General features: G+C 38.4%; 16 protein-coding genes and 1 tRNA gene. 7 read left to right on the top strand and 10 right to left on the bottom strand.

Annotated features, from left to right (window positions below; translation table 11 throughout):
* The first annotated feature begins 6 nt into the window (after nt 1-6).
* From spoVAC to spoVIF, 5 genes are all read left to right on the top strand, one after another.
* A complete protein-coding gene (spoVAC, locus tag M3610_RS03000) occupies nt 7-486 on the top strand; it encodes a stage V sporulation protein AC (RefSeq protein ID WP_098572471.1) in 480 nt (159 codons plus the stop codon).
* Nucleotides 487-1512 carry a stage V sporulation protein AD gene (gene spoVAD, locus M3610_RS02995; RefSeq protein WP_098572472.1) on the top strand — a complete coding sequence of 342 codons (1026 nt, stop codon included), beginning with the start codon at nt 487-489 and terminating at the stop codon, nt 1510-1512.
* Between the two features lie 4 nt (nt 1513-1516).
* Nucleotides 1517-1873 carry a stage V sporulation protein AE gene (gene spoVAE / locus M3610_RS02990; protein ID WP_026566163.1) on the top strand — a complete coding sequence of 119 codons (357 nt, stop codon included), beginning with the start codon at nt 1517-1519 and terminating at the stop codon, nt 1871-1873.
* 107 nt (nt 1874-1980) lie between these two features.
* The gene (locus tag M3610_RS02985) at nt 1981-2100 is read left to right on the top strand and encodes a YjcZ family sporulation protein (protein ID WP_098572473.1); all 120 of its coding nucleotides are present in this window, start codon (nt 1981-1983) and stop codon (nt 2098-2100) included.
* Nucleotides 2101-2269: 169 nt separating this feature from the next.
* Nucleotides 2270-2524, top strand: coding sequence for a sporulation-specific transcription regulator SpoVIF (spoVIF, locus tag M3610_RS02980; protein ID WP_251456753.1), 255 nt, complete (start codon nt 2270-2272; stop codon nt 2522-2524).
* 24 nt (nt 2525-2548) lie between these two features.
* Here the strand turns inward: spoVIF and M3610_RS02975 are convergent, their stop codons facing one another.
* The 6 genes from M3610_RS02975 to M3610_RS02950 form a co-directional block, all read right to left on the bottom strand.
* Nucleotides 2549-4852 carry a UvrD-helicase domain-containing protein gene (locus M3610_RS02975; RefSeq protein ID WP_251456440.1) on the bottom strand — a complete coding sequence of 768 codons (2304 nt, stop codon included), beginning with the start codon at nt 4850-4852 and terminating at the stop codon, nt 2549-2551.
* A 138-nt stretch (nt 4853-4990) separates the two neighbouring features.
* Nucleotides 4991-5413, bottom strand: coding sequence for a GNAT family N-acetyltransferase (locus M3610_RS02970; RefSeq protein WP_251456438.1), 423 nt, complete (start codon nt 5411-5413; stop codon nt 4991-4993).
* A 5-nt stretch (nt 5414-5418) separates the two neighbouring features.
* Nucleotides 5419-5931 carry a YjcG family protein gene (locus M3610_RS02965; RefSeq protein ID WP_098572476.1) on the bottom strand — a complete coding sequence of 171 codons (513 nt, stop codon included), beginning with the start codon at nt 5929-5931 and terminating at the stop codon, nt 5419-5421.
* Nucleotides 5879-6127 (bottom strand): hypothetical protein, encoded by a 249-nt coding sequence (locus M3610_RS02960; protein WP_251456436.1) that lies wholly within the window; start codon nt 6125-6127, stop codon nt 5879-5881. The genes M3610_RS02965 and M3610_RS02960 overlap by 53 nt, the downstream gene beginning before the upstream one ends.
* A 111-nt stretch (nt 6128-6238) precedes the next feature.
* A complete protein-coding gene (locus tag M3610_RS02955) occupies nt 6239-6961 on the bottom strand; it encodes an alpha/beta hydrolase (protein ID WP_251456434.1) in 723 nt (240 codons plus the stop codon).
* A gap of 111 nt (nt 6962-7072) precedes the next feature.
* Complete coding sequence (locus M3610_RS02950) at nt 7073-7282, bottom strand: hypothetical protein (RefSeq protein ID WP_251456433.1); 210 nt, start codon at nt 7280-7282, stop codon at nt 7073-7075.
* 262 nt (nt 7283-7544) lie between these two features.
* On the opposite strand from M3610_RS02950, the gene M3610_RS02945 reads away from it, so the two are divergent.
* Nucleotides 7545-7616 (top strand) — tRNA-Val (locus tag M3610_RS02945).
* A 123-nt stretch (nt 7617-7739) separates the two neighbouring features.
* Here the strand turns inward: M3610_RS02945 and M3610_RS02940 are convergent.
* The 4 genes from M3610_RS02940 to M3610_RS02925 are packed head-to-tail and all read right to left on the bottom strand — an operon-like array spanning nt 7740 to nt 11873.
* Entirely contained in the window at nt 7740-7964 is a 225-nt protein-coding gene (locus M3610_RS02940) for a hypothetical protein (RefSeq protein ID WP_098572479.1), read from the bottom strand.
* The gene (locus M3610_RS02935; RefSeq protein ID WP_285850889.1) at nt 7961-9172 is read right to left on the bottom strand and encodes a Ger(x)C family spore germination protein; all 1212 of its coding nucleotides are present in this window, start codon (nt 9170-9172) and stop codon (nt 7961-7963) included. The genes M3610_RS02940 and M3610_RS02935 overlap by 4 nt, the downstream gene beginning before the upstream one ends.
* Nucleotides 9169-10278: a GerAB/ArcD/ProY family transporter gene (locus M3610_RS02930; protein WP_251456431.1), complete on the bottom strand. Its 1110-nt coding sequence runs from the start codon at nt 10276-10278 to the stop codon at nt 9169-9171. The genes M3610_RS02935 and M3610_RS02930 overlap by 4 nt, the downstream gene beginning before the upstream one ends.
* A complete protein-coding gene (locus M3610_RS02925; protein ID WP_251456429.1) occupies nt 10275-11873 on the bottom strand; it encodes a spore germination protein in 1599 nt (532 codons plus the stop codon). The genes M3610_RS02930 and M3610_RS02925 overlap by 4 nt, the downstream gene beginning before the upstream one ends.
* Before the next feature lie 208 nt (nt 11874-12081).
* Between M3610_RS02925 and M3610_RS02920 the strand changes: the two genes are divergently transcribed.
* Nucleotides 12082-13014, top strand: coding sequence for a DMT family transporter (locus M3610_RS02920; RefSeq protein WP_251456427.1), 933 nt, complete (start codon nt 12082-12084; stop codon nt 13012-13014).
* The last annotated feature ends 67 nt before the right edge of the window (nt 13015-13081 follow it).

Genomic DNA, 13081 nt, shown 5'->3' with positions numbered 1-13081 from the left:
AAATAGATGGCAACGAGTAAACAAAAAAATATGACACCCCAGCAGCGCAACTATCAACAACTTCAACAGAAGCATGAAATTAAACGACCTGTTCTGAAGAACTGTATAAAAGCATTTTTTGTTGGCGGTATAATATGTGTGATCGGTCAAGCCATCAGTTATTTTTATATTTATTATTTTGATTTTACTGAACAGAGTGTAGGAAATCCAACGGTAGCAACCATGGTATTTTTGTCTATGTTACTAACTGGATTTGGAGTATACGATCGACTTGGACAATTTGCAGGGGCAGGGAGTGCTGTGCCCGTTACAGGCTTCGGAAATGCAGTAATCTCTGCAGCAATAGAGCATCGAACAGAAGGCTTTGTTTTAGGAGTGGGTGGAAATATGTTTAAGCTTGCAGGGTCAGTCATACTCTTCGGTGTTTTCTCGGCATTTGTTGTGGCACTGATTAAGACCCTGCTGGTGATTTGGGGGGTATTGTAATTGTTAAAAGGGCACCAATCATGGATTTTTACAAATCGGCCTATGATCACTTCTACCGGAGTTACTGGTGGACCGTTTGAAGCCAATGGTAATTTAGCAGAGGATTTCGATTTACTATATGAAGACTTATGGATGGGGAAGGAAACATATGAAAAAGCACACCGGTTACTATTAGAAGAGGCGATTAAAACAGCATTAAATAAAAGAAATATGGAAAAGGAACAGATCCAATTTTTATTTGCTGGAGATTTAATTAATCAAATAACACCAACAAGTTTTGCCGCAAGAACCATGCAGATTCCTTATTTCGGTCTATTTGGTGCATGTTCTACATCCATGGAAGGGTTGGCCCTGGCTTCATTTGTTGTAAATTACCAGGGAGCAAATTACGTCCTGACAGGTGCATCGAGCCATAATGCAGCGGTAGAAAAACAGTTTCGCTACCCAACCGAGTATGGAGGTCAAAAACCGCCGACTGCACAATGGACGATAACAGGAGCAGGCGTGGCACTTGTGCAGCCTAATGAACCTGGGCAGGTATTTCCGGTTACAACCGCGGCTACGATCGGAAAAGTGATTGATATGGGATTAACAGATCCCTTTAATATGGGAGGGGCGATGGCTCCTGCCGCAGCCGATACCATTATTGCTCATTTCCGTGATTTGCAATTAGACCCCTCCTATTATGATTTGATTGTTACAGGAGACTTAGGCAGGGTCGGTCATGATACAGCCTTTGAATTAATAAACAAAAGTGGACTCGAATTAGAACGAGGACAATTCCAAGATTGCGGGTTATTAATGTATAAGGATGATCAGCCGGTGCAGTCTGGAGGAAGTGGGGCTGGATGCTCAGCAACAGTCTTGTACGGACATTTATTGAACCAATTGAAAAAGGGTACATATAAACGGATTTTAGTAGTCGCAACAGGTGCATTGCTGTCCCCGCTCAGCTTTCAGCAAAACGAATCCATTCCATGTATTGCACATGCGGTTGCTATTGAAATGAACGAAGATAAGGGGTGATCCTATGTTAGCAATGTTTTTTTGGGCATTTGTAATTGGCGGGCTAATCTGCGTAATTGGGCAGCTTTTATTTGATGTTGCAAAGCTTACTCCTGGTCATACACTGAGTTTGCTCGTGGTAATTGGCGCTGTATTAGATGGTTTCGGACTTTATGAACCACTCGTTGACTTTGCTGGGGCTGGTGCTACCATTCCAATTACCAGTTTTGGTAATTCCTTAGTTCATGGAGCCATGCAGGATGCAGAGAAACATGGCCTAATTGGCGTGTTGACTGGGATGTTTCAAGTGACCAGCTCTGGTGTTTCAGCAGCGATTATTTTCGGATTTATCGGTGCATTAATATTTAAACCTAAGGGTTAAACTAAACATTTTTGAATCCAATTTACTGAAATAGATGGCGCGCCTACACACAGTAGAATGTAATTTCATATGTTATTAATGAGATTACAGAAGTGAGGTGACATTCTATGTTTGGATATGGCGGCTGTGGTTACGGTTACGGCGGTGGATTTGGCTACGGTTCAACTTTTGTATTAATCGTCGTATTATTCATCCTTTTAATCATCGTTGGTGCAAGCTTCTATTAATAGGTAGTGCTTGCTGCAGGGAAATGGGTTGGCCTGGAAAAGAAGCCAGCCCTTTCACTTTTTTTACTGAATAGTGCCTAGAGGCACGTACGCTTTTCCAATTTCATTCACCAAATTACCCATCCTTCATACAATAGAAGTAGTTTATGAAGGAGCGTGATCTTTGAATATGGATAATGGATTTTTTAAAAACATTGAAAAGAAAACAGGCGTGAATATGAAAGATATCTTTGAATTAGCTAATTCATTACAAAACGCCAATTTTCAGGATGAAAAAACTGTCCGCAATGTAATTCGTCGTGTTTCTCAAATTGCAAATAAACCGGTAAGTCAAGAAATGGAAGATCAAATTGTTAAATCCATTATTAATGATGGAAAGCAACTGGATCTTAATACAATCTCTAATATGATTAATAAAAAATAAAAAGAAGAAGACCTCCTTCCTAAATTAGGAAGTGGTCTTCTTCTTTTTATTAAGGGGCGCTATAAAGCGCGAGCGATGTGCCTTTTTGCCTCGTCTATTTTCTGGAACGGAGATAAAAAGCTGATCTTTAGCTCGAGTCATCGCTACGTAAAATAATCTTCTTTCTTCTTCAAGTGCAGTAAAGTCGCCATTTCGATACGCTTCCAGTGCAAAATCGTGCGGTAAACTGCCGTCGACAGCACCGACAATATAAACCGTTTTATATTCGAGACCTTTTGAGCGGTGAATCGTACTAAGACTAATAGCTTCATGAAAATGTTTACTTAAATTTTTAATTTCTTTGTTCATTGCCGACATATGTTCTGCATGAGCAAGGAACGCTTCAATTTTATCGAAGCTTTTTGCAGCCACTTTTAAGTCTTTTAGATCGTCAGAGCCTTTTTCAAGCTTATTTGACTCGTTACCCCGTTTTTTTAAAAAATCAAGGAAGCCTATATCTTTTTCGACTTTTTCAAGTGCTGAGTGTGGGGATGAATGCTTCAATCCCCGAATAATCGTGACCGCTTTTTTTAATTTTTTTTCTTGAAAAGCATGAGCGGTAGTTAAGTGGCTAAGCGCTTCAAGCAGACTGCAATCCTTCAAGATGCTTTGTGCTTTTAATTCTTTAAGGACCGTTTGCCTTAGAAATAACAAAGGTAATACCTCAGACATAGCCTGTGGGTCATCCTCATTTAGGCTTACCTTTAGAAAGGAAAGGGCGCTTCTAACAATATAACGATCGTAAAAAGCTTCAGCATCTAGATCAATCTTAAATGGAAGGTTAGAGCCGGCCAATCTTTCAAACACCGCACGCGAGCCGGCATTTGTTCGATAAAGAATGGCAAAGTCGGAAGGGTTTGCTCCATTAGAAATACGCTCTTGTATATCGGTGACAACCATCGTTGCTTCTTCCTCTTCATTAAAGGGAAAAAATAACTTTGGAAGTGCTTCTGAAGAAAACTGTGCCTTCATTTTCTTTGCTCTTCTGATTTTATTCGCCGCAATCATCTGGTTAGCAGAGGAAACAATTTCATGTGAAGATCGATAATTTTGATCAAGTGTGACCATTTTTGCATTGGGAAAATCCTTTTCAAACTGTAGTAAATAACTTGGGTCACTTCCTCTAAATGAATAAATGGCTTGATCATCATCTCCAACTGCACAAACATTTTTATGTTTTGCAGATAATAGTTTAATGAGTTCGTATTGAACCTTATTTATATCCTGAAACTCATCAATTAAAAAATGATGAAAACGATTTTGGTACTGGTCAAGCAGGGAGGGGGATGAGATAAACAGATGATAGCAGCCAATCAACATATCATCAAAATCAAACAGTCCCTCTTTTTTCTTATAGGCCTCATATTTTTTATATAAAAAGGCGGTTTTTTCTTCCCAATCAGAATTGGGCTTCACTTCATCGGGCATTAACAGAGAGTTCTTCCATAGGCCGATTTGCTGAAGAGCTAAATCATAGGCAAACTCTTTTTCAGACAGATCAAGTTCTTTTCCTGCTTCCTTCAGGATTTTGTCACGCTGCCATTCTTTTTTTAATAGTTTGTCTGATGACCAATTATGTGCGTCGTGGAACATCAGGATGCGATAAAAAATACTGTGAAAAGTACCAGTAACAAGTTGATTAATTTTATCGCGTTTTATTTGTGGATAGGAAAGCAGCCGATGCTTCATTTCTGCTGCCGCTTTTGATGTGAAAGTGACAAGCATGATCGTCTTCGGGTCGATGAGTTTTTCAGCCAGCATAAATGCTGTTCGGACTGTTAATACCCGAGTTTTACCACTTCCGGCACCAGCAAGTACCAACAGTGAGCCATCCGTCTCTTTGACAGCGGCAGCCTGACTTTCATCAAGAACAACTCCACTTCCTGCAAGTTGTTGTAAAAAAGGTGAGAGTTCCTCCAGATTGTTTTTATCTGGCAGGTTAAATGGAACAGAATATTCAATCGTTTTAGCGGCTTTGAATTGGTCAATGCTTTGCGGGGGTATTGTAATCGTCCTACCCTTTGGGATGCTAAATCCATTCAATTCAGTGGTTGGTTGTATATCAGCCTTGACATCGATCACGATTTCGGGCTCTGGACAATGTTTTTCAGGTGAATGTGTATGGAAAAAATGTGGTTCCTTGTGTATACCTAAAAACAAGCGAACGTTTTCGTTACAGATTGGACAACTTAAATGACCATTTTTTCCGGCAAGAAATATTTTCTGATATTGCTCCCTGCTTAATTGCTCAAGGACAATATTCTGATTTTGATAAATCGCTGTTTTCATAATTTTTTATCCTCTATATCCAAAAATCAAGACATGTTCTATCATATCAAAACCTTGGAGGAACTAAAAGAGGTTCTTTGACATTGATGGAATTACCAAAAAAGCACTTAACGCTGCCGCGTCAAGTGCTTCATGAGGTTATATTTTTTTCACCATCGTCTTATGTGGAATTCCTGCATCCATAAATTCTTCTGAAACAACTTCGTAACCAAGTCCCGAGTAAAATGGAATGGCCTGGGTTTGGGCATTAAGCTTTAATTGATGAATATCGTTGTCACGTGCATAGGCTTCAATCTTATTCATAATCGCTTTTCCGGCCCCTGTTTTTCTTGCCTCTTTCAAGACACAGATTCGTTCGACTTTTCCATAGCCATCAACGAAACGAAAGCGGCCAGCACCAACTGGAGATCCTTCATGGTACATGACAAAATGTTTTGCATCGTTTTCAAAGGAGTCGATTTCCTCTTCAAGTGGGACAGCCTGTTCTTCAACGAAAACAGTTTTCCTAATAAAATAAGCATCTTCAAGTTCTTTTTGATTTTCAACAATCTTTACATTCACTTAAACTATTCCTTTCCAAGACGAAATGTTTCATAAACAGTCCAGGAACCATTTTCTAATTGATAAAGAAGATGGAAACGGTCAATCGTTTCTTCATGGTTAATCGCTGTCATACGGAGGGAGCCAAATACATCAGAATGTTCATCATTGGAAAGCTGTTGACCAATGGTAATATGCGGAACAAATGCATATTCTAAGTTTTGCTCGGTAAATTCTTGATTAACTTCGTTATGCAAAGCGGTTAGTTCGTCCGATTTTTCAACTTTAAAATAAATAACATTGTTTACGGGTTTAAATGAGCTGATTTTCGAAGTTTTTAGTGTAAATGCCTGGTGATGGGCAGCTAATCTTCTTAATTTATCAGCATATTCTTTCGCTTCTTCTTCGGACGCCTCAAATGCATCTTTTAATGTTAGATGCGGCGTAATTAAAGCATAATGCGGGTCATAACGTTTTCGATAGGAATTAGCTAAATCCTGTAGTTTTTTTGATGGAAAAATAACAACTCCAAATTTCATACGTATACCTCCATTTAGATGAACTTATAATGGCTGTGTTAAACTTGTCTGTTGATTTCCGTTCCAGGCACTTCGCTTTCCGCGGGCGTGCCGGGGAGCCTCCTCGTCGCTTTGCTCCTGCGGGGTCTCCCCTGCCCCGTACTCCCGCAGGAGTCTTCGTGCCTTCCACTCCAATCAACAGAGTGCTAAAAATCAACTTTAACCTCTAACACAGCCTTTATAATAAAAACAAAAATTAACCTTCCTAATATTATAGCAAATTTTCAAAATATATTAAATGACTTATCAAGATGTTGATAGGGGTTAATTAAAACAACATTTTAAGGGCGCGCCGTAAATCAGGCTGCCAGTAGGTCCAGGTATGATTACCACTAAACTCTTCATAAAAATATGTAATGGGTTTCTCTGAAATTATTTTTGAAAGCTCCCTGTTCGGGGTTAGGAAATCTTTAAGACTGCCGTCTGTTGTCTGAACTTCCGTTTCTTGATTCCCGATTACATGATAGAGTTGTAATAACTGTCCCTCTGAGAAGTTTTTAACGGCGCTCAAAATACTATCATCCACATATGGAGAGTGTAAAAGGACTTTTCCAAATGTATGCGGGTATTGAAACGCAGTCATTAAAGAGACAGCACCGCCAAGGGAATCGCCGATTAGTGCTCTTGTTGAGCCCATTTGATAGGTAGGAAACTCTTGGTCAAGAAATGGAACTAATTCATGTGCTAGGAACCGGATGTATTGTTGATTCTGAGAGCCATTGGGATGATATTTCTTGCGGCGGTCTTCTACATCTTTATAGGGTACCCCGACAATGATTAAATTTTCAATTTCTCTTTGAAAAAGAAACTCGTCTGCCAATCGCGCGATTCTACCAAGCTGAAAATAGTCTCGGCCATCCTGGGCGATTAACAGCGAGTATTTATATAACGATGAGAAGTTTGCTGGCAGATAAATAAGGAGTTTAACATCCTCTCCAAGTTCTGCACTATAAATGGTAAGTTCTTTGATGGTTCCTTTTGGAAACTCCATGTGATAAAACCCCCTGTGATTCGATCTCTACCACTGCATTATAACAAAACTAAAGTGGAAATGCTTTTAATAATAGGGGGGAGGAATATGGTGTGAATGTGGGTTTGAGAATTAGTGAAGATAGCGGTGGTTAGTACGGGATTCAGGCATAATGGATAGGATATTTTCACGTTTGAAGGTGCGCATTTGTTTTCGAAGCAGACAAAAGGCGCGAATATATTCGTCATTCATTTCCTTCACAATCAATTTCCGTTGGGATAATTCTTGGTTATCGGCAAGGTAAATCATTTCTAATGGAATATTTTCCTCAATTGAACGCATAAACAGTCCTTCCATCTGGATCACGCCTTTCTTGGTTTATAATATTATTATATCCAAACGTTTGTTCTTTATTCAAGATTGGTAGAACTAATGTTCTGTTTGGTTAATTGTGGCGAGTAGCTCTTTACAAATGGAGAGAAAAAGATATTGACATTCTTATAAATTTTATTATAATTATATTTGTACTTAATATATTGATCTGAAAGTTCAGTGTGAGAATACATCCTTGACAGGGATGGGGTCATGAAAAATTTTATAATACGATTTGGTAGCTCAGGGGGAGAGCACTTGCTTGACAGGCAAGGGGTCGTGGGTTCAATCCCCACCCAGATCATCGAAAAAATCACCTTCAAATGAAGGTGATTTTTTTGCGAAAGTCACACAATGGTCACGTTAGGAGTCCATTTTGCGTTTCTAAAGCCAGGTTAAATACCAATACAGTCAAGTTTAGCTTTTTCTATTCCAACAGATTCCCAAGAGGTTTATATATGGAATCGATCATTTCAGTAGGTCCTGGGATATTTGGGAAAGTGAACAGTAAATTCATTAGCAGCCATCCCAAAATCGTCAAGCTGACGAATGCTGCTTTCTCCTTTTTTTGATTGCGATTTAATTTTTTCCATTGGAAAAGCGTCATACAAAGAACAATAAACGTACTTCCAAATAAAGGACCCCATCTCATTTTTGTTTCACCTCTTCTGGAATAATGGCAGAAAGCACTGAGTTCATTCCCTGTCTGCGTATTTTAATGTCCAGGTCAATTGTTACTTCAATATTTTGAAAGATTTCATTCCAACGATATTTGTCCCTTTTCCACAAATCAGGGTATTTTCTGTTAAATGTATCACCAAAACCAAAAATATCTGCTTTCATATCTTTCTGGACATGAACTAATGCGAGTTTCACTCTGTTTTCAACTTCCTTTTTTAACAGGTGTTGTAAGTTTTTTATCACTTCAATATTCGTCATATCTAATTGAGTTGTATTTTGAACGATATCAGCTTCTGCGTTAGCTTTAAGTAACACTTTCCACTTTCCATTATCAACCTTTGGGATTAATTTTGATGATGCATTCTGTAAACTCAACGAGACATATCCGTTAGCTCCTTTTGGTTTAACGGTTACAGTTGCCAGCCTAATATCATTTCGAAGCCACAGAACCCCTCTAGTGATGGAATCATCAATTTTACCAACCATCTTATCTTTTTGGAATATAGCGGTACCTGCAATGTAAGCAATCGTTTCTTTTTTCTTTTTTCCTCCTTCGGGAGGTAACATCTTGATCCAAGGAACAGCAGAATCTCCAGATTCACTCAACACCATTAATGCAAAATCTTTGACGGTTACTTCCATCCCTACCTTTAGGGATTCTAATTCACGAAGAACAGATGCTAGGTCCCGTTCCAAAGGTGGAAGCAAGCTCAATACTTCTTTTGCTTTTTGTTTAGAAATAAATAGTTGTGACCTTTCACGTAGTTGGGGATGCCGAATAATAAAATCAACGTGTTTTAGAAGACCCTTCTTTGCTAACTTTTCATTGAAGATGAATACTTCTGTATGCCCCCAAAAAATATGACGTGGCAATTTTTCCTGAAGTTTTGACATGGCTTCAGCTATAGTTACCCCTTTTGCGGACCTAACTAAAGTCTGGGCATCGCCTACTTCGCTTCCTCCATTCATACTTTGTCCGCTGCCTGCACTTTTAGGGATATAGAGAAGCACAGAAAGCTCAATGGTTTTATCTGATATTTTATCAATGCCTGCTGCCGTTACTAACCCCAAGTCATTTACCTCTTTTCTATCCCAGCAGCCAGATAAAAGCAGAACCATAATATTTATGAAAACTAGAGCTAATATTTTCTTTATAGTTTGTAAACTTTCGTTGCTCATCCTGTCGCCGTCTCTTTTTTTCGCAGAAATTTATTGCGAATTAAAGCAATAATGAGGAGAATGAATGGAACGATAATTTGTAATGAAAGTAAATAAAATGGTGCTGAAGTGCTAAGAAAATGAGAAAGTTCTTGTAAACTAGGTGCTGACCATGCCCCAAAAGAAATTAACAAAAATCCAATTGGAAACACAAGCGGGCGAAAATCTGATAACTTAAGCCATTGGGCAGTTCCTAGAGTTAAAGCATAATAAAAGACTGTAATTTTGATAAATGTTCCTGCAACCCAAATAGCCATTACAATCGCTTCCAGATGTTCCAAAAATTCAGCAATACTAATGTATTGTGTCGCTATCATGACTGGATAAGTCAATGTTGATGTTAGATTTCCGAATAATAAAAGGGAAGTAAAATTGGTCAGAACTATAAAGAACATAACACTTGCGACTGAGATTAATCCCCATTTCAACCCTTTTTCTCGATTGGTTAAATAAGGTAAGAAGAAAGCAATGAGAATATACTCGCTAAACCAACTTTGCGGAACAATGGACCCTTTAATAGAAGGTGCTAATCCATTTGCCATAAGTGGAAACATATTCCGAATGTCTAAATCTTTTAAAAGCATGATAAAAATCACTAGATACAAAAAAAGCACAACTGGGACTATCATTTCAGAACATCTGCCTATTACTTCAAGTCCACCATAAACCGCAAAAGAGCATACCAAAATCATAGTGCCAAAAATAAAAAGCATGGGAGTATGTGGAAGAAATGTACCCGAAACAAATTCACCATATTCACGAACAATAATGCCAGTAATATGGAAATAAAAAAATAAGTATAGAGCTCCAAGAATTTTTCCTAAGACTTTTCCTAAAATAAGTTCACAATATTCGATAAGGGTATTCTTGGGATATATCCTATTTAGTTTATAAGCTAAAAAGACAGCCAAAAATCCCATAAGAGATGACCAAATCGGTGATAACCACATATCCTGCTTTGCGTGTTTCGCGGTAATGGCAGGTACTAATAGTAAAACTGTTGCAAAAATAGCTGGATTCATCATAATTGCCATTTGAGAGCCAGAAATTTTTCCTTTTTCTATCATGTCTTGTTCATCTCCTGTTCATCTTCTTGGGCGGGACCTGGCTTTTGTCCATAGGATTGGCGGTTTGTGTTTCCGGAACCTGTTAAACGAGGACGCTTCTTCAAAGACCACCATGGTGCCCTTATTAAAACATCTTTCATCTCATTTCCTTTCATTGGTGCCATCGGTCCTAAATATGGTACTCCGAATGAACGAATCGTACTTAAATGAATAATAATTGTTATTAGACTAAGCATGATCCCAAGCAGTCCTATTGTTCCTGCCATAAACATGATGGGAAAACGAAGCATGCGTATGGCAATCGCTGCATTATAACGGGGAATTGAAAAGGAGGCAATCCCTGTGATTGCTACCACCATCACCATCGGAGCTGAAACGAGTCCTGCTGACACGGCAGCCTGTCCAATTACCAATGCACCAACTATGCTAACGGCAGAGCCAATTTGCTTTGGTAAACGGAGACCCGCCTCACGTAATGCTTCGAATGTAACTTCCATAATAAGAGCTTCTATTAAGGCTGGGAAGGGTATTTCTTCCCTTGATTTAGCAACGCTTATCAATAGCGTTGTTGGGACCATTTCTTGATGAAAAGTAAGGATTGCCACATATGTAGACGGCAGCAATAAAGCAATCAGTAAAAATGCATATCGCAGCCACCGTACTAAAGTTCCCATCAAAAAACGTTGATAATAATCCTCTGCAGCTTGAAATAATGAATAAAAGGTGATGGGTGCAATAATTGTGAATGGAGTTCCATCAACTAAAATAACTACTCTGCCTTCTAACAAATTTGCAGAAGATACATCTGGTCGTTCGGTATTTAAAACTTGTGGAAAAGGAGAAAAAGGATAATCCTCAATAAACTCTTCGATATAGCCACTTTCCAATATACCGTCAACATCGATACGACTTAATCGGTTGTTGATTTCTTCAAGCAGCGTTTGGTCCACAAGTCCGTCAATATACATAACAACAACTTGAGTTTGACTGTAACGTCCAATGTTCATAGAGAACATTTTTAAATCGGGGCTCTTTAATTTTCTACGCAAAAGTGAAATATTAACACTTAAAGTTTCTGTAAAACCATCTCTCGGACCACGAACAACGGATTCGGCACTAGGCTCTTCAATGGAACGTTTTTCCCATTTGGCTAATCCCAACGTGACACCCTGAGAATGTTGATCAATTAAAACAACGGGGTTTCCTGTTGATATTTGATTAATCACATCTTGAATCTTATTTACTTGCTTTATATTTGAAACCGGAAGATTTTCCAGAACAGAATAATCTAACCAATTTTCTGATTCAAGATTAATAAGTGCGGACAACACATTCTTATCCATTTCTTCAATATTTGATAGCCCTTCAATATAAATAAGTACAGCTTTTTGCGAATTTCCTATCAAAAACGTTCGGAAAATCACATCTGGACATTTGCTGTAGATGGATTTCAGAGCACTGATGTTTTCCTGTAAACTATTGGAAAGATTATCTTGGGCGGTAAGTGCCTTTTCATCAGTCTGTTCCAGCGGTAATTTCTTGTCGGAGGTTTTAAAAAGAACTTTTCTCATTCGTTTTTTCCAATCCAATATCATTTCCCTCTTTAGCAACCTAGTTTATATGCAAAATATGGTAGACAAGATTTATTTTTCCACTATCTTCTTTAATTAATACGTTTAGTATTTGATCGAAATGGCTTTTTGGAAAGGTAAATTGCAATTATTGTTTATTAAAAGGATTTGACAGGGTAAACGGCGAAGTGATTAATCGGAGTCATTTCCTTGGGAAATAAGAGGTGCAAAAATGGAAAAACTATCGAGTATAAGAGTTTACATTATTACAATTGCAGGTGCGGTATGTTGGGGACTTATTGGTTTATTTATTGCCCCTTTGTATGCTCGCGGATTCACGGCTTGGGACGTAGTTGCCATTCGTGGTATTTTTACCTTTGTTATCCTAATCCTAGTTATGACAGTATTTTATCGGGATCAATTACGTACTAGATTAAAAGATCATATTTTTTTCGCTTGTGCAGGAATTTTAAGTGTCGCTTTATTTAATTTTTTTTATTTTGAAGTTTTTTCTCAATCGAGTTTATCCCTTGCAGTAACACTTTTATATACAGGTCCTCTGTTTGTAACCATCCTGTCTCGGCTCTTTTTTAAGGAGTCCCTGACTATTCGTAAAGGGTGGGCACTTGCTCTTGCTATTACAGGTTGTGCCTTTGTTGTAGGCCTGCTGCCACTAGGCCAAGAAGGTATACAAATGAAAACCTTGGTCATGGGGATTTTATCTGGATTTTGTTATGCGTTGTACAGTATTTTCAGTAAACCTGTAACCCAAAGGTATTCTGCATGGACCATTACAACGTACACATTTCTTTATACGAGTATATTCATGTTATTGACAAGTGACATAATTAAAAAGACTGATCAATTTCAATATGCTGATGTTTGGGTGGCAGCGGTGTTGTTAGCTCTAGTATCAACGGTTGCAGCTTTTGTTTTGTATACTTCAGGACTAAAGTATTTAGAAGCTAGTAAAGCGTCCATTTTAGCAACGATTGAACCTATCATTGCAGTAGGAACTGGAGTACTTTTTCTGGGGGAACAACTACGGGGATGGCAGGTGTTAGGAATTGCATTGGTTTTGTATTCAGCCATTCTTGTCGCAGATGGAAGGTCTAAGGCTAAGAAACACGTTGATACCATTTTAGAGGAGGAAAGCACGGTATGATACAACCATAGCAGGACCAATAATCGATAACTTAAAAAACCGAAAAAATTAAAGTTTCATTTCGAAA

Source organism: Neobacillus sp. MER 74 (genome assembly GCF_023714155.1).
Note: the sequence above shows the minus strand (reverse complement) of the source record. Positions and strands in the feature narration are given on the sequence as shown.

Excerpts from the sequence above, each read along its gene's own strand:
- M3610_RS02955 (WP_251456434.1), bottom strand. The coding sequence starts at position 6,961 with ATGGAGTTTCCAAAAGGAACCATCAAAGAACTTACCATTTATAGTGCA.
- M3610_RS02920 (WP_251456427.1), top strand. The coding sequence starts at position 12,082 with ATGGAAAAACTATCGAGTATAAGAGTTTACATTATTACAATTGCAGGT.
- M3610_RS02985 (WP_098572473.1), top strand. The coding sequence starts at position 1,981 with ATGTTTGGATATGGCGGCTGTGGTTACGGTTACGGCGGTGGATTTGGC.
- M3610_RS02975 (WP_251456440.1), bottom strand. The coding sequence starts at position 4,852 with ATGAAAACAGCGATTTATCAAAATCAGAATATTGTCCTTGAGCAATTA.
- spoVAE (WP_026566163.1), top strand. The coding sequence starts at position 1,517 with ATGTTAGCAATGTTTTTTTGGGCATTTGTAATTGGCGGGCTAATCTGC.
- M3610_RS02940 (WP_098572479.1), bottom strand. The coding sequence starts at position 7,964 with ATGAGATGGGGTCCTTTATTTGGAAGTACGTTTATTGTTCTTTGTATG.
- M3610_RS02935 (WP_285850889.1), bottom strand. The coding sequence starts at position 9,172 with ATGAGCAACGAAAGTTTACAAACTATAAAGAAAATATTAGCTCTAGTT.
- M3610_RS02925 (WP_251456429.1), bottom strand. The coding sequence starts at position 11,873 with ATGATATTGGATTGGAAAAAACGAATGAGAAAAGTTCTTTTTAAAACC.
- M3610_RS02930 (WP_251456431.1), bottom strand. The coding sequence starts at position 10,278 with ATGATAGAAAAAGGAAAAATTTCTGGCTCTCAAATGGCAATTATGATG.
- spoVAC (WP_098572471.1), top strand. The coding sequence starts at position 7 with ATGGCAACGAGTAAACAAAAAAATATGACACCCCAGCAGCGCAACTAT.
- M3610_RS02965 (WP_098572476.1), bottom strand. The coding sequence starts at position 5,931 with ATGAAATTTGGAGTTGTTATTTTTCCATCAAAAAAACTACAGGATTTA.
- spoVIF (WP_251456753.1), top strand. The coding sequence starts at position 2,270 with ATGGATAATGGATTTTTTAAAAACATTGAAAAGAAAACAGGCGTGAAT.
- M3610_RS02950 (WP_251456433.1), bottom strand. The coding sequence starts at position 7,282 with ATGCGTTCAATTGAGGAAAATATTCCATTAGAAATGATTTACCTTGCC.